At 68.8% G+C, this 24,767-nt stretch carries 23 protein-coding genes and 2 pseudogenes; 11 read left to right on the top strand and 14 right to left on the bottom strand.

The features are described from left to right. Positions 1–2: 2 nt before the first annotated feature. Positions 3–3,302, top strand: a complete 3,300-nt coding sequence (locus ACQ858_RS20040) for a carboxyl transferase domain-containing protein (RefSeq protein WP_431274308.1) — start codon at positions 3–5, stop codon at positions 3,300–3,302. Positions 3,303–3,412: 110 nt separating this feature from the next. After that, positions 3,413–3,790: a YXWGXW repeat-containing protein gene (locus ACQ858_RS20035; RefSeq protein WP_431274307.1), complete on the top strand. Its 378-nt coding sequence runs from the start codon at positions 3,413–3,415 to the stop codon at positions 3,788–3,790. 5 nt (positions 3,791–3,795) lie between these two features. Here the strand turns inward: ACQ858_RS20035 and ACQ858_RS20030 are convergent, their stop codons facing one another. From ACQ858_RS20030 to purU, 6 genes are all read right to left on the bottom strand, one after another. Then, positions 3,796–4,521, bottom strand: a complete 726-nt coding sequence (locus ACQ858_RS20030; RefSeq protein ID WP_431274306.1) for an LrgB family protein — start codon at positions 4,519–4,521, stop codon at positions 3,796–3,798. Positions 4,522–4,529: 8 nt separating this feature from the next. Next, entirely contained in the window at positions 4,530–4,889 is a 360-nt protein-coding gene (locus ACQ858_RS20025; RefSeq protein WP_431274305.1) for a CidA/LrgA family protein, read from the bottom strand. A gap of 2 nt (positions 4,890–4,891) precedes the next feature. Beyond that, positions 4,892–6,397, bottom strand: a complete 1,506-nt coding sequence (locus ACQ858_RS20020) for an FAD-linked oxidase C-terminal domain-containing protein (RefSeq protein ID WP_431274304.1) — start codon at positions 6,395–6,397, stop codon at positions 4,892–4,894. 51 nt (positions 6,398–6,448) lie between these two features. Then, positions 6,449–6,955: a hypothetical protein gene (locus tag ACQ858_RS20015; RefSeq protein ID WP_431274303.1), complete on the bottom strand. Its 507-nt coding sequence runs from the start codon at positions 6,953–6,955 to the stop codon at positions 6,449–6,451. A 45-nt stretch (positions 6,956–7,000) separates the two neighbouring features. Next, positions 7,001–7,729, bottom strand: coding sequence for a S1C family serine protease (locus tag ACQ858_RS20010; protein WP_431274302.1), 729 nt, complete (start codon positions 7,727–7,729; stop codon positions 7,001–7,003). A 261-nt stretch (positions 7,730–7,990) separates the two neighbouring features. Then, the gene (purU, locus tag ACQ858_RS20005) at positions 7,991–8,836 is read right to left on the bottom strand and encodes a formyltetrahydrofolate deformylase (protein ID WP_431274301.1); all 846 of its coding nucleotides are present in this window, start codon (positions 8,834–8,836) and stop codon (positions 7,991–7,993) included. Positions 8,837–9,041: 205 nt separating this feature from the next. Between purU and ACQ858_RS20000 the strand changes: the two genes are divergently transcribed. Continuing rightward, on the top strand, positions 9,042–10,376 hold the full coding sequence (locus ACQ858_RS20000; RefSeq protein ID WP_431274300.1) for an aminotransferase class III-fold pyridoxal phosphate-dependent enzyme: 1,335 nt from the start codon (positions 9,042–9,044) through the stop codon (positions 10,374–10,376). Here ACQ858_RS20000 and ACQ858_RS19995 read toward each other — a convergent pair. Further along, positions 10,360–10,941, bottom strand: a complete 582-nt coding sequence (locus ACQ858_RS19995) for a ChaN family lipoprotein (RefSeq protein WP_431274299.1) — start codon at positions 10,939–10,941, stop codon at positions 10,360–10,362. The genes ACQ858_RS20000 and ACQ858_RS19995 overlap by 17 nt on opposite strands. Beyond that, a complete protein-coding gene (locus tag ACQ858_RS19990; protein ID WP_431274298.1) occupies positions 10,869–11,201 on the bottom strand; it encodes a hypothetical protein in 333 nt (110 codons plus the stop codon). The genes ACQ858_RS19995 and ACQ858_RS19990 overlap by 73 nt, the downstream gene beginning before the upstream one ends. Here ACQ858_RS19990 and ACQ858_RS19985 point away from each other — a divergent pair. After that, entirely contained in the window at positions 11,200–12,315 is a 1,116-nt protein-coding gene (locus ACQ858_RS19985) for an AbrB family transcriptional regulator (RefSeq protein ID WP_431274297.1), read from the top strand. The two genes, ACQ858_RS19990 and ACQ858_RS19985, sit on opposite strands and share 2 nt — an antisense overlap. A 41-nt stretch (positions 12,316–12,356) precedes the next feature. On the opposite strand, the gene ACQ858_RS19980 is transcribed toward ACQ858_RS19985, so the two are convergent. The 3 genes from ACQ858_RS19980 to ACQ858_RS19970 form a co-directional block, all read right to left on the bottom strand. Continuing rightward, positions 12,357–12,635 (bottom strand): BTH_I0359 family protein, encoded by a 279-nt coding sequence (locus ACQ858_RS19980; RefSeq protein ID WP_431274296.1) that lies wholly within the window; start codon positions 12,633–12,635, stop codon positions 12,357–12,359. A 115-nt stretch (positions 12,636–12,750) separates the two neighbouring features. Then, a complete protein-coding gene (gene ydiK / locus ACQ858_RS19975; protein ID WP_431274295.1) occupies positions 12,751–13,821 on the bottom strand; it encodes an AI-2E family transporter YdiK in 1,071 nt (356 codons plus the stop codon). A 68-nt stretch (positions 13,822–13,889) separates the two neighbouring features. After that, the gene (locus tag ACQ858_RS19970; protein WP_431274294.1) at positions 13,890–15,032 is read right to left on the bottom strand and encodes an FAD-dependent monooxygenase; all 1,143 of its coding nucleotides are present in this window, start codon (positions 15,030–15,032) and stop codon (positions 13,890–13,892) included. 166 nt (positions 15,033–15,198) lie between these two features. Between ACQ858_RS19970 and ACQ858_RS19965 the strand changes: the two genes are divergently transcribed. Beyond that, entirely contained in the window at positions 15,199–16,182 is a 984-nt protein-coding gene (locus tag ACQ858_RS19965; protein WP_431274293.1) for an AraC family transcriptional regulator, read from the top strand. 9 nt (positions 16,183–16,191) lie between these two features. Here ACQ858_RS19965 and ACQ858_RS19960 read toward each other — a convergent pair whose 3' ends face one another. After that, positions 16,192–17,343, bottom strand: coding sequence for a DUF3108 domain-containing protein (locus ACQ858_RS19960; RefSeq protein ID WP_431274292.1), 1,152 nt, complete (start codon positions 17,341–17,343; stop codon positions 16,192–16,194). A 100-nt stretch (positions 17,344–17,443) separates the two neighbouring features. On the opposite strand from ACQ858_RS19960, the gene ACQ858_RS19955 reads away from it, so the two are divergent. Then, positions 17,444–18,475 carry a fumarylacetoacetate hydrolase family protein gene (locus tag ACQ858_RS19955; protein ID WP_431274291.1) on the top strand — a complete coding sequence of 344 codons (1,032 nt, stop codon included), beginning with the start codon at positions 17,444–17,446 and terminating at the stop codon, positions 18,473–18,475. 53 nt (positions 18,476–18,528) lie between these two features. Here ACQ858_RS19955 and ACQ858_RS19950 read toward each other — a convergent pair whose 3' ends face one another. Beyond that, a complete protein-coding gene (locus tag ACQ858_RS19950; protein ID WP_431274290.1) occupies positions 18,529–19,308 on the bottom strand; it encodes a LuxR C-terminal-related transcriptional regulator in 780 nt (259 codons plus the stop codon). A gap of 80 nt (positions 19,309–19,388) precedes the next feature. On the opposite strand from ACQ858_RS19950, the gene ACQ858_RS19945 reads away from it, so the two are divergent. From ACQ858_RS19945 to ACQ858_RS19935, 3 genes and pseudogenes are all read left to right on the top strand, one after another. Continuing rightward, complete coding sequence (locus ACQ858_RS19945) at positions 19,389–21,134, top strand: FAD-dependent monooxygenase (RefSeq protein ID WP_431274289.1); 1,746 nt, start codon at positions 19,389–19,391, stop codon at positions 21,132–21,134. Then, positions 21,131–21,340: a hypothetical protein gene (locus tag ACQ858_RS19940; protein ID WP_431274288.1), complete on the top strand. Its 210-nt coding sequence runs from the start codon at positions 21,131–21,133 to the stop codon at positions 21,338–21,340. Before ACQ858_RS19945 ends, ACQ858_RS19940 begins: the two co-directional genes overlap by 4 nt. 41 nt (positions 21,341–21,381) lie before the next feature. Continuing rightward, positions 21,382–22,356 (top strand): annotated as a pseudogene (locus ACQ858_RS19935) (Bug family tripartite tricarboxylate transporter substrate binding protein). A gap of 153 nt (positions 22,357–22,509) precedes the next feature. On the opposite strand, the gene ACQ858_RS19930 reads toward ACQ858_RS19935, so the two are convergent. After that, positions 22,510–23,688: a toxin-antitoxin system YwqK family antitoxin gene (locus ACQ858_RS19930; protein ID WP_431274287.1), complete on the bottom strand. Its 1,179-nt coding sequence runs from the start codon at positions 23,686–23,688 to the stop codon at positions 22,510–22,512. Between the two features lie 99 nt (positions 23,689–23,787). Here ACQ858_RS19930 and ACQ858_RS19925 point away from each other — a divergent pair, with 99 nt between their 5' ends. Together ACQ858_RS19925 and ACQ858_RS19920 are read left to right on the top strand one after the other, a co-directional pair. Then, entirely contained in the window at positions 23,788–24,144 is a 357-nt protein-coding gene (locus tag ACQ858_RS19925) for a DUF2946 family protein (RefSeq protein WP_431274286.1), read from the top strand. A 139-nt stretch (positions 24,145–24,283) separates the two neighbouring features. Continuing rightward, positions 24,284–24,715 (top strand): annotated as a pseudogene (locus ACQ858_RS19920) (YcnI family protein); the annotation flags it as partial. Positions 24,716–24,767 lie beyond the last annotated feature (52 nt).

Below are 24,767 nucleotides of genomic sequence, written 5' to 3'. Positions count from 1 at the left end.
GAATGCTGAAAAAAGTTCTGATTGCCAACCGCGGCGAGATCGCGGTGCGGCTGGTACGTGCGCTGCGCGACCTCGGCATTGCGAGCGTCGCGGTGCATGCCAGGGACGATGCGGCGGCATTGCATGTGCAACTGGCCGACGTCGCGGTTCCCCTCCCGGCCACCGGCCCGTCGGCGTATCTCGACACGGCCGCGCTGATCGCGATCGCGCGCGAGCACGGCTGCGATGCGGTTCATCCCGGCTATGGCTTCCTGAGCGAGCGCGCGGACTTCGCGCAGGCCTGCGCCGATGCGGGCTTGCGCTTCATCGGCCCGACGCCCGAGCAGCTCGCGCTCTTCGGCGACAAGGCGCGTGCGCGGGCGCTGGCCGAGCAGTGCGGCGTGCCGGTGATGCCCGGCAGCGCGGGCGCCGTGACGCTCGCCGAGGCGCAAGCCTTCTTCGCGGCCCAGCAGGCCGAAGGTGCCGGCGTGATGGTCAAGGCGATCGGCGGCGGCGGCGGGCGGGGTATGCGCGCAGTGCTGAATGCCGACGAACTGCCCGAGGCGCATGCGCGTTGCATGTCGGAAGCCAAGGCCGCCTTCGGCGTCGAAGGCGTCTACGTCGAGCGCCTCATGCGCAATGCGCGGCACATCGAGGTGCAGGTGCTCGGCGACGGCCAGGTGGTCGCGAGCCTGGGCGAGCGCGAATGCACGCTGCAGCGCCGCTTCCAGAAGCTGGTCGAGATCGCGCCGAGCCCGTCATTGCCCGAAGCCTTGCGCGACAAGGTCACGCAGGCGGCGCTGCGCCTGGCGAAGGCGGTGGGGTACCAGAGCCTGGGCACGTTCGAGTTTCTCGTGGACGAGCAGTCGACCACGCTGCCATTCGTGTTCATCGAAGCCAATCCGCGCCTTCAGGTCGAGCACACCGTGACCGAAGCGGTGACCGGGCTCGATCTGGTGCAGCTCCAGGTCAGCGTCGCGAGCGGACAGACGCTCGCGGATCTCGGCATCGACCCCGCCCGCACCGCGCCGCAGCGGGGCTTCGCGGTGCAGTGGCGCATCAATGCCGAGACCCTCGATGCGCAAGGCAACGCGCGCCCGTCCGGCGGCACGCTGACGCGATTCGATCTGCCGGCGGGGCCCGGCGTGCGCGTCGATTCGCATGGCTATGCGGGGCTCGCGCCTTCGCCGCACTACGACACGCTGCTCGCGAAGCTCATCGTGCATTCGTCATCGCCGCGTTTCGCCGATGCGGTGAGGCGTTCCCTGCGTGCGCTCGAAGAGTGTCATATCGATGGCATCGCAACCAACCTGTCGCTTCTTCGCGCGATCGGCACGCGGCCCGAGTTCGCCGCCCAGGCGGTGCACACGCGCTTCGTCGAAGCACATCTTGCGGACCTGCTGGCGTCCGCGGCGCACATCGACGCGGCGGTCGCGAAGCACGCGCGGCCCGCGGCCGTCCAGGCCGAGGCGAGCGTGCAGCAGGACGATGAAGACGGCCTTCGCATCAAGGCCCCGATGCCCGCGAAGCTCGTGCAGTTCGAAGTCGATGTCGGCGACGTCGTTCCGGCAGGCGCACAGATCGGCGTGCTCGAAGCGATGAAGATGGAGCACCTGCTGCATGCGCCTGCCGCCGGCCGTGTGGTCGCGCTGCTGGCCGAGCCGGGCGACTACCTCGTCGAAGGACAGTCGCTGGTGAAGCTCGAGCCGGTCGATGCGCATTCGGTCGAAGCCGAGGCGCGCGTCGTGCAGGACCTCGACGCGATCCGCCCCGATCTGCAGAAGGTGATCGACCGCCACGCCTTCACGCTCGATGCGAACCGCACCGCGGCGGTGGCAAAGCGCCACGCACAGGGCGGACGCACCGCGCGCGAGAACATCGCCGACCTGTGCGGGCTGGCCGACGACCCGGGCAACTTCACCGAATACGGCGCGCTGGCGATCGCGGCGCAGACGCGCCGCCGCTCGCTCGAAGACCTGATCGCCAACACGCCGGCCGACGGCATGGTGACCGGCATCGGCAGCATCAACGCGAAGCAGTTCGGCGCCGAGAAATCGCGCTGCGTCGTGATGTCCTACGACTACACCGTGCTCGCCGGCACGCAGGGCCTGCGCAACCACCACAAGACCGACCGCATGCTGGGCATCGCGCACCAGCTGCGGTTGCCGGTCGTGCTGTTCGCCGAGGGCGGCGGCGGCCGGCCGGGCGATACCGACATGCCGATCGTCGCGGGTCTGAACAACCACACCTTCAGCCAGTTCGCGGCGCTGTCGGGAAAGGTGCCGGTGGTCGGCATCGTGCACGGGCGCTGCTTCGCGGGCAATGCGGCGCTGCTCGGCTGCGCGGACGTCATCATCGCGACCGAGGCCAGCAACATCGGCATGAGCGGCCCCGCGATGATCGAGGGCGGCGGCCTGGGTACTTTCGCGCCGGAGCAGATCGGGCCGAGCAGCGTGCAGTCGCGCAACGGCGTGATCGACATCCTCGTGAAGGACGAGGCCGAGGCGGTGGCGGCCGCGAAGCAGTACCTCTCGTACTTCCAGGGAGAGGCGAACGACTGGGAATGCGCCGACCCGCGCGCGCTGCGCCATGCGGTGCCCGAGAACCGCCTGCGCGTCTACGACGTGCGCGCGGCGATGCGCGGCGTGGTCGACACCGGATCGCTGCTGGAACTGCGCGCCGGGTTCGGCGCGGGCATCGTGACCGCGCTCGCGCGCATCGAAGGCAAGCCGGTGGGGCTGCTGGCGAACAACCCGCACCATCTGGGCGGCGCGATCGATGTCGAGGCGGCGGACAAGGCGGCGCGCTTCATGCAGCTGTGCAATGCGCACGGCCTGCCGCTGGTCGCGCTGTGCGACACGCCGGGCTTCATGGTCGGCCCCGAGGTCGAGGCGCAGGCGCAGGTGCGCCACGTGTGCCGCATGTTCATGGTGGCGTCGCACCTGCGGGTTCCCTACTTCGCGGTGGTCCTGCGCAAGGGCTACGGGCTCGGCGCGCAGGCGATGACCGCCGGCGGCTTCGATGCGCCGGTGTTCACGGTCGCTTGGCCGACCGGCGAGTTTGGCGCGATGGGGCTCGAAGGGGCGGTGCGGCTCGGCTTCCGCAAGGAGCTCGAAGCCGCCGCCGAAGGGCCCGAGCGCGACGCGCTGTTCAAGAAGCTCGTCGCGCAGCAGTATGCGAACGGCGAGGCGATCCACATGGCGCAGACGCTGGAGATCGACGCGGTGATCGATCCTGCGGATACGCGCGCGTGGCTGGTGCGTGGGCTGGCGTCTTCCGCTGCTTCGAAGCGCGAGGCCGCGGCCTACGTCGACACCTGGTGAGGCGGGCGACGAGTCGAGTCACAGCTCTACACAACACTTCGTCGCGGCCTTACAAGCAGTTCACATGGGGCAGGGAGGATGAAGCCTCCAGCAACTCAAAAGGAGTCCCCGTGAAAAAACTCGCTGTCACTTTCGCCATGGGCGTCGCATCCCTGCTGACGGTAGGCGCCGCGATGGTCGCGCCGACCGCTGCGCAGGCCCAGGCCGTGATCTCGGTCCAGGTCGGGCCGCCCCCGGTCCGCCACGAGCCTGTGCCGCCGCCGCGCCCCGGCTACGTCTGGGCGCCGGGCCACTACGAGTGGAACGGCCACCGCTATGTCTGGTACCGCGGCGACTGGATGCGCGGAAGGCCGGGCTATGCCTATCGTGCGCCGGAATGGCGCGAACACAACGGCCGCTGGGACTACCAGTCCGGCCGCTGGGACAACGACCATGACGGCGTGCCGAACCGGTACGACCGCCATCCCAACAATCCGAACAGGGGCTGACCGCCTCAGAACAGCCGGAACACCAGCGGCATGAGGAGCGCGGCGAGCACCACCTGCATGCCCAGCGCCAGCGCCGCATAGGCGCCCGCATCGGCGTTGACGTGCAAGGCACGTGCAGCGCCGATGCCGTGCGCGGCGGTGCCGAGGCCGAAGCCGCGCGCGGCAAAGCCGGCGGGGCTGGTGCTGATCCGCAGCATGTCGAACAGGTACTTGCCCGATAGCGCGCCGATCATCCCGGTGAGCACCGCGAACACCGCCGACAGCGCGGGGATGCCGCCGATTTTTTCCGAGATGCCCATCGCGACCGGTGCGGTCACCGACTTCGGCGCGAGCGACAGCACCACGTCGTGCGGCAATCCGAGTGCCCATCCCAAGGCGACGGCCGACCCGCCGGCCGCGGCGCCTCCGAGCAGCGATGCGAGCAGCAGCCGCCCGAAGCGCGCGCGCAGTTCGGCGCGGCGCTGCCACAGCGGCCATGCGAGCGCGACCACCGCGGGGCCGAGCAGGAAGTGGATGAACTGCGCACCCGCGAAGTAGGTCTGGTAGTCCACGCGCGTGAGCAGCAGGCCGCCCGCGAGCACGATCACCGACCAGAGCACCGGGTTGGCCCAGGGGGCGCCCCCGAGGCGCGCGTACACCGCGGTCGCGATCAGGTAGACGACCAGCGTGGCAGTGAGCCCGAAGAGCGGCGTGGCGGAAAGATAGATCCAGAGTTCGACGAAACGCGGCACGGTGATCCTCAGGGCTCGCTTCGTTGTTCGTTCCTGCGGTCCGGCCACCAGAGCACCAGCGCCGTGACGCCGAGCCCGATCCACGTCGACAAGGCGATGATGATCAGCATGCGCCCGCCGTACTGGCTGAGCAGCGCGAGGTGCGTCATCACACCGACGCCGACCGGCACGAAGAGCAGCGAAAGGTGCGTGAGCAGAAAGCCGGCGCATTCGGCCACCGGCTCGCGCACGAGCGGAAAGCGCAGGCCCACGAGCATCAGCATCATGCCGAGCACCGGCCCGGGGAAGGGCAGCGAGAGGCCGCGCGAAAGAACTTCGCCGATCGACTGGAACACCAGCAACCAGGCCAGTCCTTGCAACCCCTTCATGCTCAGAAGCGCGGAATGTCCGCGAAGGGCTGCGGCTGGCCGGCGCGGAAGACCTGCTTGCCGTATTCGGCGCAGCGCTGCAGGGTCGGGATCACCTTGCCGGGATTGAGCACGCCCGCCGGATCGAAGGCGCGCTTGATGCCGAACATCTGCTCGTTCTCCTCGGACGTGAACTGCACGCACATGCTGTTGAGCTTCTCGACGCCCACGCCGTGCTCGCCCGACACCGTGCCGCCCATCGCGACGCTGGTCTCGAGGATGTCGGCGCCGAACAGCTCGCAGCGGTGCAGCTCGTCCGGGTCGTTGGCATCGAACAGCACCAGCGGATGCAGGTTGCCGTCGCCCGCGTGGAAGACGTTGCAGCAGCGCAGCTTGTATTTCTTCTCCATGTCCTGGATCGCGAGCAGGATGTCGGCCAGCCGCTTGCGCGGAATCGTCGAATCCAGGCACATGTAGTCGGGGCTGATGCGGCCCGATGCGGGGAAGGCGTTCTTGCGGCCGCTCCAGAACTTGAGGCGCTCGTCTTCGTTCTCGCTGCAGGCGATCGCGGTGGCGCCACAGCCGCGCAGCACCTCGGTCATGCGGCCGATTTCTTCTTCGACCTCTTCGGGCGTGCCGTCGGATTCGCACAGCAGGATCGCGGCGGCGTCGAGATCGTAGCCTGCATGAACGAAGTCCTCGACCGCGGCGGTCATGGGCTTGTCCATCATCTCCAGCCCGGCCGGGATGATGCCGGCGGCGATGACGGCCGCGACCGCATCGCCCGCTTTGCGCACGTCGTCGAAGCTGGCCATGATGCAGCGCGCGAGCTGCGGCTTGGGCACCAGCTTGACGGTGACTTCAAGGGTGACCGCGAGCATGCCTTCGCTGCCGATGACCAGCGGCAGGAGGTCGAGGCCAGCGCAGTCGAGTGCCTCGCCGCCAAACTCGACCGGATCGCCTTCTGCCGTGAAGCCGCGCACGCGCAGCACGTTGTGCAGCGTCAGGCCGTACTTCAGGCAATGCACGCCGCCCGAGTTCTCGGCCACGTTGCCGCCGATGGTGCAGGCGATCTGGCTCGATGGATCGGGCGCGTAGTAGAGGCCGAAAGGCGAGGCCGCCTCGCTGATCGCGAGATTGCGCACCCCGCACTGCACGACCGCGGTGCGGCTCACCGGGTCGATCTTGACGACGCGGTTGAACTTGGCGAGCGACAGCGTCACGCCCATTGCGTTGGGCATCGCGCCGCCCGAGAGGCCGGTGCCGGCGCCGCGCGCCACCACCGGAACGCCGAGCGTGTGGCAGGCCTTGAGCACGGCGGCGACCTGCGCCTCGGTCTCCGGCAGTGCGACGACCAGCGGGCGCTGGCGGTAGGCGGTGAGCCCGTCGCATTCGTAGGGGACCGTGTCTTCGCGCTGCCAGAGCAACGCGTGTTCAGGCAACTCGGATTGCAGCGCTCGCACGACTTGCGCCTGCCGCTCGCTGCGCTGCAAGTGTTCCTGTTGTTCGATCGAGATGGGCGCGTTCATGGCTCGGTCTGCGAAGAGCTTCGGACCGGACATTTTGCATCCGGCGAAACCTCAGCGCAGGCCCACGAGGTCGAACTGCTCATCGATGACGTATGCGCCGCCGCCCAATCCACCGCGGGTGCGAGCTTCGAAGTGAAGGGTGCGCCCGATGTCCGGCGCGAAGACCAGCATGGCGCGGTAGGAGCCGTTCTGGTTCTGCGTGAGGGCCACGCTGCTGTATGAGCGCTGCGTGTATCCGGTGTATTCCACCTGGACCACGCGCAGCACCTGTGCTCCGACGACCTCAGTGCTCTCGCCGACCACGCGTGCTCGCAGGTCCATGCTCGAGGACGAATCCCCCACCTTGACCGAGTAGCGCGTTGTCCAGGTGCTATTGCCTGCCAGCAACCCCGCAACCCAGCCGCCGGGCGGCATCATGCCGTCGAATTCGCCGGCGATCGCCGGACCGGTGCGCACGACTTCCCCGTTGGGCTTCTCGATCCATGCGCGGTTGTTGTAGCTGTGCGTGCCCGGCTCGTCGCTGTCCGGGTCTCGCGCGAAGACCACCGACCTCGGCATTGCCGGTCAGCCGGTCGAGAAAGCGGTATTCGATGCGTGCAGGCCCTATGGCGCGTGGGGTCGGCGCTGCAGGTGCGGGATCGGCCGGCGGCAGGGCCGCGACGGGCGGAAGCGCTGCCGGGGGCGGCACGGCGGGCGGGGCTGCGGGCGCTGGAACAGGTGGGTTGCTGCGTGCCGTCCGCACGGGGGTGGCGGCTGAACGGCGGGAGTCTCGGGCTGCGCCCTTGTCGGCGCCGCAATCACCACAGCCCGCCCCGCGGGCGCGTTGCTGCGTCGCGCCAGTTCCGCGACCAACCGCGCCGGCACCGCGAAGTTCAGGTTCTGCGAGTCGCGCATGCCCGACGTCGTGATGCCGATGAGCCGCCCATGCGCGTCGAACAGGCCGCCGCCACTGGAGCCTGGCGATATCGGCGCACTGGTCTGCACCATCTGCAGCTCGCCGGCGGGATCGCGGCGCAACGCCGACAGCAGGCCGTCGCTGATCGTCTGCTCCAGTCGGCGCGGCGAGCCGATCGCATAGACGCGCATGCCGGGGCGAAGCGACGATTCGTGCCCGAGCGTGACCGCTGGCGCCCGCAAGCCCGGTACCGTCATCAGGCAGAGGTCGCGGGCTTCGTCGGAGGTGTCGCGCCGCGCGGTGTACTGGACGGTCTCGCGGCGGATGGTCACGCTGGCTGACTTCGTCAGCACATGGCAGTTGGTGACCGCCAGTTCAGGCGCAATGACAACTGCGCTGCCGGAGGCGATGGGCTTGCCGGATTCGTCGGCGGTCATTACCAGCCAAATGCTCGGCGAGACCCGTTCGAAGAGCTCCGCTGCGTCGAGCGGTCCATCCGAATATGGGATCAGATCCGGTGTCGCCCAGGCCGGCATCAGGGCGCATGCGAGGACGGCAAGGCAAGCCCACGATCTTGCTGGCGCTGGAGTCACGATTCCCCTCTCTTGTTTGTGAACAAATATTACAAGAGCAGGGCGCCGCGAGCGCCCACCGGCCGGCGGCGCCGCGCGTTCCAGGTGCGCGGGAAGAGATCGGCGTCAGCGAAACACGACAGTGCGGTGCCCGTTCAGCAGCACGCGATGCTCGCTGTGCCACTTGACGGCGCGCGCGAGCACCTGGGTTTCGGTGTCGCGGCCGCGTGCGGTCAGGTCTTCCACGGTGTCGGTGTGGTCGACGCGCTCCACGTCCTGTTCGATGATCGGGCCCTCGTCGAGGTCGGCGGTCACGTAGTGCGCGGTGGCGCCGATCAGCTTCACGCCGCGGTCGTGCGCTCGGTAGTAGGGCTTGGCGCCCTTGAAGCTCGGCAGGAACGAATGGTGGATGTTGATCGCGCGGCCCGCCAGCCTGGTGCAGAGGTCGTTGCTCAGGATCTGCATGTAGCGCGCCAGCACCACGAGGTCGGCGCCTTCGGATTCGATGATCTCGAGCTGCTCGGCCTCGCCCTGCGCCTTCGTCGCGGCAGTCACCGGGATGTGGTGGAAGGGCACGTTGTAGCTCGCCGCGAGCTGGTAGAAGTCGCGGTGGTTCGAGACGATGGCGCGCACGTCGATGGCGAGCAGCCCGCTCTTCCAGCGGAACAGCAGGTCGTTGAGGCAGTGGCCTTCCTTGCTGACCAGGATGACCGTCTTCATCGGCTCGGCGGCCGCGTAGAGCTTCCAGGTCATCCCGAACCTGGTCGCCAGATCGCCGATCTGCTCGCGCAGCGCGGCTTCGCTCTCGTTGCACGCGAAGCGCACGCGCATGAAGAACAGGCCCGTGCCATGGTCGTTGTATTGCGCCGCTTCTTCGATGTTGCCGTTGCGATCGAGCAGGAAGCCGGAGACGGCGTGGACGATGCCGGTTCGATCGGGACAGGAGAGGGTAAGGATGTACGCGGAGGTCATAACGTGGATGATTGTCGCAGGGCGATGCCAAAATCCCGACGGACCCTTGTGCTGCGCACCACCCGCAGCCCATGAAATCGGCGCAGCCCGACCCAGGGCATCCGCGGAGCCGGCTCTGTCGGGCCGCCGGATGCGCCCCCTCGCGGGGGAGGCGGCTACACGAAGTGAGCAAGCAACGGGGGTGGGTTCTTTTCAGGAGCGATTCATGGCTTACAACGACTTCAGCATGGACAACCAGTGGTTGCCCTTCACGCCCAACCGCCATTTCAGGAAGGACCCGCGGGTCTTCGTGGCGGCCGACGGGATGGAGTTCACCACGCATGACGGGCGCAAGGTGATCGACGGCATCTCGTCGCTCTGGTGCGTGGGCGCCGGCCACAATCGCAAGCCGATCAACGAGGCGATCAAGGCGCAGCTCGACACGCTCGACTACGCGACCGCCTTCCAGGTGAGCAACGACAAGGCCTTCCGGGCCGCCGAGATGATCAGCGCGATGGCGCCCGGCGACCTCAACAAGGTGCTGTTCTGCAATTCGGGCAGCGAGGCGGCGGACACCTCGCTCAAGGTGGCGCTGGCCTACCACCGCGCACGCGGCGAAGGGCACCGCAATGTCTTCATCGGGCGCGAGAAGGGTTACCACGGCGTCGGCTTCGGCGGCATGTCGGTCGGCGGCATCCCGGGCAACCGCAAGGTGTTCGGCTCGGCCTTCCTGCCGCGCGTGGACCACATGCGCTTCATCCACGACCCGGTCAACCATGCCTACATCCACAACGAGGAGCCGGTGTGGGTCGAGGATGCGCTGGCCGACCTCGAGCAGCGCATCCTGCCGCTGCACGACCCGAGCAACGTGGCCGCGATCATCGTGGAGCCGATCGCCGGTTCGGCCGGCTGGTACATCCCGCCCAAGGGCTACCTCGCGAGGCTGCGCGAGATCTGCGACAAGCACGGCATCCTGCTGATCTTCGACGAGGTCATCACCGGCTTCGGCCGCATGGGCACCAACTTCGCGTCGGACTACTTCGGCGTGGTGCCGGACATGCTGAACTTCGCCAAGTGCGTGACCAACGGCGTCATTCCGCTCGGCGGCGTGATCTGCCGCGACAAGCTCTACGACGCGATGATGAACACCTCCGCGCCGGAGCACGTGGTGGAGTTCTTCCACGGCTACACCTATTCGGGCCACCCGGTGGCCTGCGCGGCGGCGATCGCGACGCTCGAGCTGTACCAGAAGGAGCAGCTGTTCAAGCGGGCGGGCGAAATGGGCAAGCTGCTGGGCGATGCCTTCCACAGCACCTTCAAGGGCCTGCCGAACGTCATCGGCATCCGCAGCCTGGGTCTCGCGGCGGCGGTGGAACTGGCGCCGGTTGCCGGGCTCCCGGGCAAGCGGGCCTACGACATCTTCCTGGACTGCTTCCACAAGGGGTCGCTGGTCCGGCCCGCGGGCGACGTGCTGGTGATCGCGCCGCCTTACGTGGTCGAGACGTCGCACATCGACACGCTGGTCAATACGCTGGCCGACTCGATCAGGACGCACGCCTGACCGGGCGGACTTCGGCGCAGTAGTCTTTCTCGGGCACCGGTGGCGTCGGCCATGCGATGTCGAAGGCGCCCGCGGTGTCACGCGGCCCGCCCGCCTGCATCTGCACCACCTTCACCGACACATCGGTGGGCAGATGTTGCGGCACGCCCAGCGCCCTGTTCGCGTGTCCGGCGCCGCTCACCAGCAGCACCGTCTTGCCCGGCGCACGCGACTTGACGATCGCCTGGGCCATGGCCCGGTCGCGGGCGATCTGGATGCGCGTCATCGGCGCGATCTGCGATTCGGGCAGCAGGTTGCAGTGGCCGGCGCGGACGGCTTCCTCCTGTGCGGCGCGTGCATCGGCGGTGAGCTGGGCGTCGAGCGAGACGTCGGCCATCGCGTCGATCATGTGCTCGCGCGGCAGGTTGGCGCCGATGACCGGCACCCCCGCGCGCACCGCCGCCATCACCGCGGGGCCGTAGGCGCTCCAGGGCCAGGCCTGGTCGTTCCAGCTCAGGGCGGTCCTGACCTGCTCCTCGGTCGCGTCGGGCGGCAGGTAGCCGGTGGCATTGCCTTCCTCCGCCATCTCGATCGCCAGCGCGGCCAGCCGGCCCCGGCGGCGAGCGCCTCGACGGTCTCGCGCTCGATCACCTGGTGTTCCGGCGCGTCGTGCTGCTCGCCGAGGAGCAGCGCGTCGACCGGCAGCAACGCGGCGACGCGGCGCTCGGTCGGCGCGTCGGCGGTCGGCGCGTCGGCAGACGGCGAGGTGGCGGCGCAGGCCGCGAGCGTGGCGGCGCCGACGAGCGGCGCGAGGCGAAGGAACGCCTGGATGCGGAGGAGAGGCATGCCGTACTATGCCCCGGCCCGCGCACCGCCGTCAGCTCCCGTCTTGTCCAACGCTTCCCTCCGATTCCCGCTTCGTGTGCTCGCCACGCTCCTGCTGGCCCTGGCCGCCGCGGGTGTCTGTCTCGCACTTCATACGCCGCTGCCCTGGATGATCGGGCCGCTGCTGGCCGTCTCCATCGCTTCCATCGCGGGCGCACCGACCGCGAGCCACACGCCCTTGCGCAACGCGGGCCAGTGGGCGATCGGTACCGCGCTCGGCCTCTATTTCACGCCGCAGGTGGTCGCGCTGGTGGCGAGCGTCTGGTGGGCGATCGCGCTGGCGATTGCCTGGGCGCTCGCGATGGGCGGGGCGTTCTCGTATGGGCTCTACCGGCTGCACGCGGCGCGCATGTCCCATGTACCGGCGCGTTCGATGAGAGCGACGGCTTACTTTTCAGGTGCCATCGGCGGCGCATCGGAGATGACGCTGCTTGCCGAGCGGGCCGGCGCTCGCACCGATCTGGTGGCGTCGGCGCACAGCCTGCGGGTGGTCATGGTGACGGTGCTGATCCCGTTCGCGATGCAGTGGAGCGGCATGCACGGCCTGGAGGTCAACCTGTCGGGCGCGCGCGAGGTCCGTCCCGGCGGTCTCTTCCTGCTGATGCTGGCCTCGGGCGTCGGGGCGCTGTTGATGCGGGCGACGGGGCGGTCCAACCCATGGTTCATGGGCGCGCTGCTGGTGGCGATGGGCTTCAGCGTCGCGGGCGTCCAGCTTTCCGCGGTGCCGACCTGGCTGTCGAACACGGCGCAGCTCGTGATCGCCGTGAGCCTGGGCGCGCGCTTCAGCCGCGAATTTCTTCAGACTGCGCCGCGCTGGCTCGGGACCGTCGCATTGGGAACGCTGGGCCTGATCGCGCTGTGCGGCGCTTTTGCGTGGGGTCTGGCGATGGTGACCGGGCTGCATCCAGCGACCATGATCCTCGGGACATCGCCGGGCGGGATCGCCGAGATGTCGATCACCGCGAAGGTGCTTCAGCTCGGCGTGCCGGTGGTGACGGCGTTCCAGGTGTGCCGGCTGGTCGCCGTGCTGATCATCGTGGGACCGTTGTACGGCTGGCTTTTCGGCCGCAAATGAAAAGGAGCGCCGAAGCGCTCCTGTCACGAAGTGGCGTCGGGTCAGTGCACGAGGACCGGGGTGTGCGCCAGCTCGGCGTAGCCCTCCAGCGTGTCTTCCACTTCTTCCTGTGTGGGCGTGTTGAGCTGCCGGGCGGCGATCTGTTGCTGGAAAAGCTCGGCCCAGGAGCCATCGAGGTAGACCTCCTTGCCCGAACGCTTGTCGACGATCTCGAAGCCATGGCGGGCCAGGGCCGGGATATTGGGCGCCACCGGCGCATCGCCTTCGGTCGGCTGCACGTGCACGACGACGAAAGAGTCGGAGTCGTAGAGCATTTGCATGGCGGGTCCTGTGAGGATTTCGATAGCGTTCATGATCGTTAGATAGCAATCAACGCGCCAGTTTCAATATCCGTCGTCACAGCGTAGGAATGCGCCTGTATCTTTTTGTGACTTTCTACCTGACCGGCACCGAAAGTGGCTCCGGATCGTCCAGCCAGGCGACCATCAGGGTGTACGAGACGGCCAGCAGCACCGGCCCGACGAAGATCCCGACCAGCCCGAAGCCGAGCAGCCCGCCGATCACGCCCGCGAAGATCAGCAGCAGCGGCAGGTCGGCGCCACGCTTGATCAGCCAGGGGCGCAGGAAGTTGTCCATCGTTCCGACAATGACGGTCCAGACCAGGAGGAAGATGCCCCAGCCGGTCGAGCCGTTCCAGAACACCCAGACCACCGCCGGCGCCAGCACCAGCGTCGGGCCGATCTGGATGATGCAGAACATGAACATCACCGCGGTCAGCAGGGCCGCGAAAGGCACCCCGGCGATCGCGAGGCCGATGCCGCCCGTGACCGCCTGCACGATCGCGGTCACGCCCACGCCGAGCGCCACGCCGCGGATCGCCTTGCCGGCCAGCACGACCGCGCCTTCGCCGCGCTCGCCGCCGAGCTTGCGGCCGAAGTGCCGCATCGTGGCCGCGGCGGTTTCGCCCTGGGCGTACATCAGGCCCGCGATGACGACGGTGAGGAGGAACTGCAGCGTCAGCGCGCCCACCACGCCTGCCTGCGCGAGCAACCAGGAGGTGACCTGCTTGGCATAGGGCGCGATCTGGGATTCGAGACCGGAAACGCCCGAGGCGACCTGCGCGTTCCACGCGTCCGTCAGCCGTGGCCCGACGAACGGCAGCCGGCCGACCCAGTCGGGCAGTTGCGGCGCTCCGCGGGCGATGAGCGCCTTGACCCACGAATAGACCTCGTCCGCGTTGGAGGCGATAGTCGAGATCGCCATCGTCAGCGGCAGCACGAACAGTAGCAGCAGGATCAGCACCATCGCCAGCACCGCGAGGCTGCGGCGCCCCCAGAGCTTCTCCTCGAACCACAGCAGCGCCGGCCAGCTTGCGACCACCACCATCGCGGCCCAGATCGTGGCGCCCAGGAACGGGCGGAGGATCCAGAGCGACGAGGCGATGAGGAGCGCGATGCTCAGGACGCTGAAGGTGATCTTGGCCAGATCGGATCGGATATCGGGCATGGTGCGGCGCTCGTTGCTTGAACGCCTCGCAGTGTCACCGAAACCGGCCGGCCCGGGGCTGCCGATCGTCACGCCATCGGCACGGACCAGGCGTCGTAGCCGTACACCCAGTCGGCGTTGCCGCCGGCCTTGAGCCACTGATTGCCGCGCGAGCCGATCTGGATGCTGCTCGCGCGCTCGATGCGCATCGCCTCGTAGCGCGCCAGGGCGGCCGGCACCTGCGCCGGCTTGTCCACGTCCGAGAGGTTGCGCGCCAGCACCACCGCGTCCTCGATCGCCATGCCCGCGCCCTGCGCCATGAAGGGCATCATCGGATGGCAGGCGTCGCCGAGCAGCGTCATGTGGCCGTTGGACCAGCGCGTGAGCGGATCGCGCTCGTACAGCGCAGTCTTGAGCACGGCGTCGCAGGCGTCGAGCAGTGCGCGCGCATCGGGGTGGAAGCCGGCGTAGAAGCCGCGAAGCTCCTCCACGTTGCCCGCGGTGGTCCACGATTCCTCGTGCCACGAATCCTGCGCGGTGGTGGCGAAGATGAAGGTGTCGCGCCCCTGGTTGAGCGGGAAGGTCACGATCTGGCTCTCGGGCGACGGGCCCCACCACTTGGTGAAGGCGGCGATGTTCGGCACGTCCCGGACGCGCACGGTCGGCACCACCGCGCGGAAGGCGACCACGCCGGTGAAGCGCGGGCTCTCGGCGCCGAACATCGCGTTGCGCACCACGGAGTGGATGCCGTCGGCGCCGATCAGCAGGTCGAGCTCGGTGGCTTCGCTCTGGTCCTTGAAGCGGATGCCCACGCCCGTGTCGGTCGCCGCGATCGATTCGGCGCGCTTGTCGAAGCGCACGCGCGCGAGCGGGAAGGCCTCGGCCAGCGCCGCCAGCAGATCCGCCCGGTGGATCGTGAGCTGCGGCGCGCCGTACTTGCGCTCGGCTTCGTCGCTCATCGGCAGGCGCGAGGTCTCCTCCCCGGTGTCCCACATGCGGCTGATGCGGTGCGTGGGGCGGGCCCCCGAGGCGCGGGCGGCCTGCGCGATGTCGGGGCCCAGCCCGTCCAGCGCCCGCACCGCGTTCGGCGTGAGGTTGATGTCCGCGCCGACGCGGAAGAACTGCTTCGCCTGTTCGAAGACGGTGACGTCGTGTCCCGCCTGATGCAGCGCGTTCGCCGCTGCCAGACCGCCGATGCCGGCGCCGACGATGCCGATTTTCAATTGACCCACGGTGTCTCCAGTCGTGTGAGGGATGCAGAAAGTCGATATGTCAAGATCGCTTCCCGATGAGGTGGGTCGATTCTTCGGAAAGGACCGTCGAGCCTCAACCGCCGTGCGTCCGCAAAGAGGCACGATTCATCCCACCCCCGCGCACGGGCCGCTGGAGCAGCGAATCTTGGACGTCCTGAGCGAAGTGCTCGCCATTTGCCGGTCGGAGCGCGCGGTGACAGCGCGCTTCTCGCTCGGTGCGCCGTGGGGGCTGCATTCGGACGGCGTTCCCGGCGCGATGATCCGGCTGTCGCGTGGAGCGCCTTACTGGATTCGCCTTGACGGCAGCGCGCCGGTTCGGGTCGAGAGCGGCGATCTCGTCATGCTGCCGCTCGGCGCGGCGCACACCCTGTCCTCGTCGCCGGATGCGCCGGCAGAACCGTTTTCGGCGCTCATCGCGCAGCACGCCGATGGTCCGAAGGATGAAAACCCGCTGGTCTTCAGCCACGGCGGTGGCGGCGAGACGACCGAGATCTTCTCGGCGTTGCTGTGGTTTTCCGCGTACTGCCGCCATTCGGTGTTCCGCATGCTGCCGCCGCTGATCCACATCCGCGAAAGCGAGATGCCGATGGCCGGATGCCTCGCGACCACCATGCAGTCGCTCATCACGGAAACGCTGGACCGCCGCCCCGGATGGCGACTGTCGGCCGGGCGCATGGGCGAGCTGCTGCTGGTCAACATCCTGCGCGAACGCCTCGGCCGCCAAGCGGCGCAGGACCCGGGCTGGCTGCGCGGCCTGACCGATCCGGCGATCGCGCGCGCGATCATGGGCATTCACCGCGCGCCGCAGCAGGCGTGGAGCGTGGAGCAGCTCGCAGGCGAAGCGGCGATGTCGCGTTCGCGCTTCTGCGCGCGCTTCAAGACGCTGGTCGGCGAAACCCCGATCGGCTACCTCACTGCCCACCGCATGGCGCTGGCCGCCGAGCAGCTCGAAGCCGGTGCGCTGCATCCGGCGCACATCGCCGAGCAGGCGGGCTACGAGTCGGAGAAGGTGTTCGCACGTGCCTTCCGTCGCTGGTCGGGGCTGACGCCCAGTGCCTATCTGCGTCGCGAACGCGAGCGCCGCAGCCGCGTGCTCGAAATCCAGGCGCGCGAGGCCGGCGAGGCCTGAGCGCTTGGCTTACATCGCTACTTTCTCGCGCAACTGCAGGTCGATGAAGTCGCCGTTGGACTGCGTCTGCCGGATGCGGACCGGCAAGTAGCCGAGGTCGGGTGCGAGCCACAGCTCGATCTTGTCGTCGAAGGGCTTGCGCGGGTTGCGCGTGAGCTTGCGCGCGGTGAATTCGCCGGCCTGCACCGCGACCTGCTCTTCGCCTGACAACGTGAAGGTCCAGATCTCCGCATCGCTGGTGCCGACCGTCTGCACCGCGATGACGGAATCCGGCGGATACCGCCCGGGATCGCCCGCCATCAGCGCGCCGAGCTGCATCACCACGCTCAGCCGGTCCTGGGCGCCTGCCAGCAGCGGCACCGCGGGCGAGTTGTTGCTGAAGACCACCGTGTTCTGGTCGCGCACGAAATGCGAGGCGACCTCGGTGCGGCGCTTGTCCGAATAGCGCAGCGGCTCGATGCCCGTCGGCCCGATCGCGCCGGTGCTGCGCGTGCTGCGGAAGGTCATGAACAAGAACTTGATCGACAGGCTGGCGTCGTAGTGCGTGCCGTCCTGCTGCCAGACCAGATCGCCGAATGCGCCCTGCATCGGCTGCGCACCTTGCTGGGCGGTCGCGGCGAAAGCGAGCCGCACCGATCCCGAAATCCGCAGCGGAACCGAGCCGGGGATGTTTCCGCCCGAATCGCCCTCACCGGTACCCGTGCCTTGGCCGGCGCCCTGCCCGCTTCCGTTGCCGGATGTTGCTTCGCCGGGGGGCGATGCCTGAGGTGCGGGCTCTGTTTCGGGCGGAACCTGCGACGCCAGATCCTGCGAGTCCGGCTGGGCCGGTGCCGTGGCTTCGGGTTCGGACGCCGGGGCCGGCGCCACTGGCCGCGGACGCGGACGCGCGACCGGATGCGGGCGCGGGGGCTTCGGTGCCGACTTGACTTCGAGCTTCGGCGGAGGCGCCGATGCGGGCGGCTCGTTGGTCGCTGGCGGCGCGACGATGATGGTGCGCGTGATGAACTTGTCGATCGCCGGCGTCGGCGGCGCCCCCACGATGACAGGCGCGAGCCCCAGCACCGCCAGATGCCCGGCGATCACGATCGCCGTGACCACCGCCAGCGTGCGCCAGCGCGGACGCGGCGCATAGGGCGGGGGGCGCAGGGCGGAAGTCGGCATCGGAAGTCGGACCCGGCGCCGGCCGCGAGGTTCACCTCGGTACACTGCCGCCCGGTCAACCAGTTTAGTCACGATGCCGCGCCGGCATCCGCCGCCACCCATGAAACTCGCCACCCTCAAAGACGGCTCGCGCGACGGCCAGCTGGTCGTCGTCTCCCGCGACCTGACGAGCGCCCACTACGCCACCGGCGTCGCCAACCGCCTGCAGCAGGCGCTGGACGACTGGGGCTTCATCGGCCCGCAACTGCAGGATCTGTCCGATGCGCTCAACGCCGGTCGTGCACGGCATGCGTTTCCGTTCGATCCGGCGCAGTGCATGGCGCCGCTGCCGCGCGCCTACCAGTGGGCGGACGGCTCGGCCTACATCAACCACGTCGAGCTGGTGCGCAAGGCACGCAATGCCGAGGTGCCGCCGAGCTTCTACACCGACCCGCTGATGTACCAGGGCGGCAGCGACGACTTCATCGGCCCGTGCGATCCGGTGGTCGTGCCCAGCGAGGCCTTCGGTATCGACTTCGAGGCCGAGATTGCGGTCATCACCGGCGACGTGAAGATGGGCGCCACGCCGGCGCAGGCGCTCGACGGCATCCGCCTTGTGATGCTCGCCAATGACGTGAGCCTGCGCAACCTGATCCCGGCCGAGCTCGCCAAGGGCTTCGGCTTCTTCCAGAGCAAGCCCGCGACCGCGTTCAGCCCGGTCGCCGTCACGCTCGACGAACTCGGCGATGCCCGGCAGGGCGGCCGGGTGCATCTCACGCTGCAGAGCACCTGGAACGGCCGCAAGGTCGGCATGTGCGACGCGGGCGAGGAGATGACCTTCCACTTCGGCGAGCTGGTCGCGCACATCGCCAGGACGCGCAATGTGCGCGCCGGCAGCATCGTCGGCAGCGGCACCGTGAGCAACAAGGGCGTCGAAAAGGACGGCCGCATGGAATGGCCCAAGGGCTACAGCTGCATCGCCGAGAAGCGCTGCATCGAGACCATCCAGGATGGCCAGCCGAGCACCGAATTCATGCGGTTCGGCGACACCATCCGCATCGAGATGAAGGGCAAGGACGGCCACTCGATCTTCGGCGCGATCGACCAGGAAGTGGTGTCGCCCGCGAGCTCGGCAGCCACCGCGGCCGGCTGACCTGCCCCTGGCCCTGCCGCGTCGATTCGAGGCAGGTCCGACGGCATTGCGGGTCATGCATGCGGCCCGCGCAGCAGCTCCTTCAGCGTCTTGATCCCCAGCCGGCGAAACGCGCGGTACTGGTGCGTGCGCGCCGTCGTGAGTTCGATGCCGACCTCGCGCGCCGCCTCCTTGGCGGTCCTCCCCGCGAGCAGATGGCCGATGACCTCGCGCTCGCGCAGGCTCAGCACCAGCAGGCGCGAGGCGAGCAGCGGCTCGGTCGCCTCGCGCCGTGCCACGGTGCTGCGGCCGTGCGCCACGGTCGCGTCGGCCAGCAGTTGCGCATGCGCTTCGAGGCACGCGAAGTCGCCCTCGTCGAAGTCCGGCTGCGCGAGGCTGCGGTAGAAGCTCACCGCCGCGCGCTGTCCGGTCGGCAGCAGCAGCAGCACCGACGCGCGCTCGCGGATGCCGACGTCGGTGTAGCAGGCAGCGCGAAAGTCGGGATCGGCAACGTCCTGGGCGGTGTGATGCCCCATCCACAGCTGCGGCCGCTTCGGCAGCTTGCGCGCCGCGAGCCAGGCCATGTTGGGATCGAGCAGGTCGAAGCGTTCCGTCACGTAGCGCTCGGCCGTGCGTTCGGCGGTGTTGCCGTAGGTGCTCGCCGCGGAGACGGTCTCGATGCGCCCGGACGCGCTGGCCGCGAACACCGTGCAGAAGGTCACCGGCAGCACGCGATGCATCGCTGAGAGGTAACTGGCGGCGAGGTGCGAGGTGCCGATGCCGGCCAGCACCGCGCTGACCAGCGCGGGCGAAAGAGGGGGTTGATCGGCTTCGCGGACGGGCCAGCGCTTCATCGGGTTCTTCGGGCTCGGGTTAACACCTCGTACGAAGTTATGACATCGCGCGTCCCGTCGCATCGGGACAATCCCGTCGCATGAACACCGCCGCCGTCTCTCCTCCCGCCGCCCGTGCCGGCGATGCCGCGACAGGCCCCTTGCCGCCGGTCGCAGGCGATCTGCCGCCGTCCGTCGGCGCCTTCGACTACACCCGTTTCGCGCCACGCCTGCCGGCGCTCGAGGGCGGCATGGAGCCCGCCCGGCATCCGGTCGTGATCGCCGGTGGCGGCCCGGTCGGCATGTCGCTCGCGCTCGGGCTGGCCAACCATGGCGTGCGCAGCGTGATCCTGGAGGCCGACGACACCGTCTGCGTGGGCAGCCGCGCGGCCTGCATCTCGCGCCGCAGCCTGGAGATCGTCGAGCGCCTCGGCGCGCTGCCGGCGTTTCTGTCGAAAGGGCTGCCGTGGACCGTGGGCCGCAGCTTCTACAAGACCGACGAGGTCTTCCGCTTCGAGATGCCGACCAGCACGCAGCAGAAGCTGCCGCCGATGATCAACCTCGAGCAGTACTACATCGAGCAGTACCTGCTGGACGAGATCGACCGCCGCAACGCGCAGGTGCCGGGGCTGATCGACATCCGCTGGGGCACCGAGCTCACGGGCTTCGCGGAGGAAGGCGAGGGCCTCGTGCTCTCGGCGCGCAATGCGCTCGGCGCCTACCAGTTGCGCGGGCAATGGCTCGTCGGCTGCGACGGCGGGCAGAGCTTCGTGCGCAAGTCGCTCGGGCTCAACCTCGAAGGCACGGCCTACGAAGGCCGCTACGTGATCATCGACATCGAGCTGCACAGCGGCCATCCGACCGAGCGGCGCGCGTGGTTCGACCCGCCGTGGAACCCCGGCTCGACCGTGCTGATGCACAAGCAGCCCGACGACATCTGGCGCATCGACTACCAGTTGCGCGCGGGGCAGAGCACCGAGGAGGCGCTCCAGCCCGCGGCGGTGACCGAGTTCGTGCAGCGGCACCTCGACGCGATCGGCGAAGGCCACCTGCCGTGGAAGACGGTCTGGACCTCGGTCTACCGCGCCGGCGCGATGACGCTCGAGAACTACCGCCACGGCCGCGTGCTGTTCGCCGGCAATGCCGCGCACGCGATGCCGATCTTCGGCGTGCGCGGCCTGAACTCGGGTTTCGACGACGCCGACAACCTCGCGTGGAAGCTGGCGCACGTGGTGCGCGGGCTGTCCGATGTCGCGTTGCTCGACAGCTACTCGCAGGAGCGCATCGCGGCCTTCCACATCAATGCCGAGAGCGCCATGCGCAGCACCGAATTCATGTCGCCGCCTTCGCGCGGATTCGACCTGCTGCGCGAGGCGGCGCTGTCGTTGTCCGGCGCGCATCGCGGCATCGCGAACCTGATCAATCCGCGCCAGACGCAGGCGGTCGAATACCGCGATTCGGTGCTGTCGACGCAAGCCGACGACCTGAGCGAAGGCCCGCGCCCCGGCGAGGCCATGCCCGAGCAGCCTCTGGCGGGCGGCCTGCATCTCTCCGACAAGCTGCGGCCGACCTTCATGGTGCTCGTGCTCAACGTGGACCGCGTCGACGAAGCGCTGGCGGCCGAGATTGCCGACGTGCGGGCCGGTCCGCTCGCGGTGAACGTGTGCGAGCTACCGTCCCCCAGTGCCGACGCATCGGTGTTCGCCGCGCTCGGCGCACAGCAGGGCGCCGTGTATCTGCTGCGCCCCGACGGCCACATCGCCGCGCGCTGGCGCCGCGTGCCGCAAGGCGCGCTGCGGCGCGCGCTCGCGCGTGCCTCCTTCCTTGTCGAAACGGAACGCCCATGACTGCCCTGACCCACGACGCGCGCGATCGCGTGTACGCCGAATGCGCCCGTGCCATCAGCGAGGCCGGCACGGAGCGAGAATCGCTCTTCCTCGCGCGGCTGGCCTTGCTGCTGTTCGAGCAGGTCGGCGACGAAGACCGCTGCCGCGCCGCGCTGGCGCAAGCGCTCGACGACCTGCCCGTGCCATCGCTGTCCGCCGGGAACTGACGCTTTTCATTCCAACATCCAGAACACCAGGAGACCATTCGATGGATCGCAGAACTCTGCTCACCGCGCTGGCCGCGACCGCAGCCGCTGGCGCGGCGCCGTGGGCCCGGGCCCAGGACTATCCCAGTCAGCTCATCAAGTGGGTGGTGCCCTACCCCGCGGGCGGGGGACGGACGTGATCGCGCGCACGCTTTCCGAGGCCATGCGCCAAACGCTGGGCCAGCAGATCGTCATCGACAACCGCCCCGGCGCGTCGACCAACATCGGCGCCGAGATCGTCGCCAAGTCCAAGCCGGACGGCTACACCATCATGTCGGCCGACAACGCGGTGCTCGCCTTCAACGAGCACCTGTTCAACAAGCTGCCGTTCAACCCCGAAAAGGACTTCACCTACATCGGCGCGATCGGTAAGTTCCCGCTGGCGCTGGTGGTGCATCCGGACTTCCCGGCGAAGGACTTCAAGGCTTTCCTGGCCTACGTGAAGGCCAATCCCGGCAAGGTCAACTACGCCTCCCCCGGCAACGGCTCGCCGCACCATCTCGCGATGGAGATGTTCAAGAACCGCACCGGCACCTTCATCACGCACATCCCCTATCGCGGCGCCGCGCCGGCGATGGCCGACGTGATGGGCGGCCAGGTGCCGTGCATGTTCCTCGACCTCGGCCTCGGGCCTGTCGATCATGCAGGGCAAGAAGGTGCGCGTGCTGGCGATCGGCTCGGGCGCGCGCTCGAAGCTGCTGCCCGACGTGCCGACGCTCGCCGAAGTGGGCGTGCCCAATTCCGAAGTGTTCGCCTTCCAGGGCATCCTCGGCCCCGCGGGCATGCCGCCCGCGGTCGTCAACCGGCTCAACGGCGACCTGAACAAGGCCTTCTCCACGCCCGCAGTGCAAAAGCGCTTCGACGATTTCGGCATGGAAGCGATGCCCGGCACGCCGCAGCAGTTCCTCGCGCTGTCGCGCGCGGAATCGCGCCGCTGGGGGCCGATCATCAAGGCGGCGGATATCAAACTGGACTGACTGAGCTCACCCCCAGCCTCGCCCACTTCGTGTGGCTCTGACACCCCCTTCAGGGGGCAATCTCGGCGGCCCGGCAGAGCCGGTTCCGCGGGATTCCTGGAATGGGTCGTGCCGGTTTCAGGCGCGCGGTGGAGCACGGGAGGCGACAGGCGCTTACTGGCTCGTGAATTCCTTTCGCGAGCCGTCCTCGAACACCTGTTCGTCGCGCTCGAGCTTGCCGTTGGCGTCCCATGCGCGCTCTCGCGTGATACGGCCGTTTTCGTCGTAGACCGACTCGGCGATCAGCGCGCCCTTCTCGTCGAACCGCTGGTGCGTGCCGATCGGCGTCTGGCGGAAACGATCGGTCGCCACGTAACGGCCCACCGCCGCGCGCTGGCCGTTGTCGTAGTACTCGGTGATCTCGATGCGCCGGCTGCCGCCATCCATGCCGTAGACGGCCTTGCTGCGCGGCCGGCCGTTCAGGTAGAAGCTCTCGTCGGTGATCGGGTCGCCCGCGGCGCTCCAGCGCTGATCGCGCACCAGCGTGCCGCGCTCGGAGAACTCCTGGTCCAGCATCCGGATCGCGCCGCGCTCGGTGAGCAGCGACACCACTTCGCGGCGCTTGACGCCTTCGGAGGAGAAGCGCCGCTCGATGCGCTGGTTGCCGGCCAGTTCGTCCTGCGCTGCGGGCTTTCCGTTGTCGTAGAAGTCCTCGCTGCGCATTCGCTTGCCCGCGAGGTAGGACAGGCGCGAGCGCAGGATGCCCTTGCCGTCGAACAACGCGACCCGTGACGGGCCGCCGCCGAAGCCGCAGAGCTTCGCGTCGTCCGTGGTCGGCGCGAGCACCGGCTTGTCGCCGCAGCGCAGCGCCGAGAGCTGGCCGCGCTCGGTGAACTCGGCGAAGGCGCGCTCGCCTGCTGCATCGGCGAAGTAGGTCACGCGGCGCAACGGGCCCGAGGGATAGAAGCTGCGCACGAGCCCGATCTCGTGCCCGTCGTCATAGTTGGCTTCGCGCACCACCTTGCCGCTGGGCGCGAACTCGCGCGCCGGCCCCTGCATGTTGCCGGCCGCGTTCACGCTGTATTCCTTCGAGAGCTTGCCCTTGTCGTAGTCGCGCACGATGCCCTGGAAGGTGCCGCTCTGGATTTGCTGCTCACGCATCAGCTCGCGGGTGTCGCGGTCCCGGCAGCGCACCAGGCCGGACTTGCCGGCAGTTGTCGCGCCATTGGCGGGGTTCACGGCGACGCCGTTGATCTCGCAGTCCTGCACCGCGCGCGCCTCTCCGTGCGCGATGAAGAGCGCCGCAGCGACGAAGCCCGCGGCACACACCGATGAGGCCGCGTGGCGCGTCATGTGAAGGCAGGATGAAAGATCGACATGTGACTTTCTGTGTCTGGCGAGTCATTTTCCACAAGCGGGGGGCGATGGCGAGTCCAATCCATAATCCTCGCCATGAACGCCCTGCGCCATGCCCGCCGCCTCGTCAGCTTCGTGCTGATGTGGTTCGCACTGTCGCTTGGCGTGGCGATCGCGTCGCCGGTGGTGCACCCGCAGTCCATGGAGCTTCTGTGTTCCGGCTCCGGGGCCGTGAAAGTGGTGGTGCATACCGATGACGGCATCCAGGAAATGGGCGCCTCCCATTTCGATTGCGCGTTGTGCATGGTGGCGGGCGCACCGCCGCCCTCGCCGGTCGTTTCGCTTCCCTCGATCCAGCCGCTGTCCCACGCGGTGCAGTCGGTTCCTGCCGCGCGACTCGCCGCGGCCACTGCCGCGCCCCTGCCGGCGCGCGGCCCGCCCAGCCTGCTCTGACATCGTTCGGCCTTGCCTCGTGCGGCGCTTTCGTATGCGCCCGCGATGGCTTTCCCGCAATTGATCGGCCCGCCCGCGCGGATGCGCGGGGAGCAGTTTCCGCTACGGCCTCTGATTCGACACCTCACGAAAGTCTCCGATGAACACTTCCATGAACGCATCCTTTTCGCTCCGCCAACTCGCCGCGTGCATCGTGCTCGCCGGCACCGGCAGCGCCTTCGCGCACGTGACCTTGCCGCCGGGCGGTGCCACCGCCGGCAGCGACTACGAGGCCGCCTTCCGCGTCGGCCACGCCTGTCAGGGTGCGAAGAGCACCACCGGCATCACCGTGCGTCTGCCCAAGGGCTTCGCATTCACCGATGCGCAGGCGCGCAAGGGCTGGAGGCTCGAAGCGCCGCCGGCCGGCGACAGCGGCGGCGAAGTGCGCTGGACGGCGGAGAACGCCCAGGCCGCGCTGCCCACCGGCGAGCGCGCCGAGTTCGTGGTGCGCGGCAAGCTGCCCGCCACGCCGGGCGTGCTCTGGTTCAAGGTGCTGCAGGACTGCGACGTCGGCAGCGCCGACTGGGCGCAGATTCCCGCGAGCGGCACGTCCACCGCCGGCCTCGACAGCCCGGCGGCGCGGC

It is taken from the genome of Variovorax ureilyticus, assembly GCF_050632185.1.
In the GTDB taxonomy this organism is placed as follows: domain Bacteria; phylum Pseudomonadota; class Gammaproteobacteria; order Burkholderiales; family Burkholderiaceae_C; genus Variovorax; species Variovorax ureilyticus_A.
Note: the sequence above shows the minus strand (reverse complement) of the source record. Positions and strands in the feature narration are given on the sequence as shown.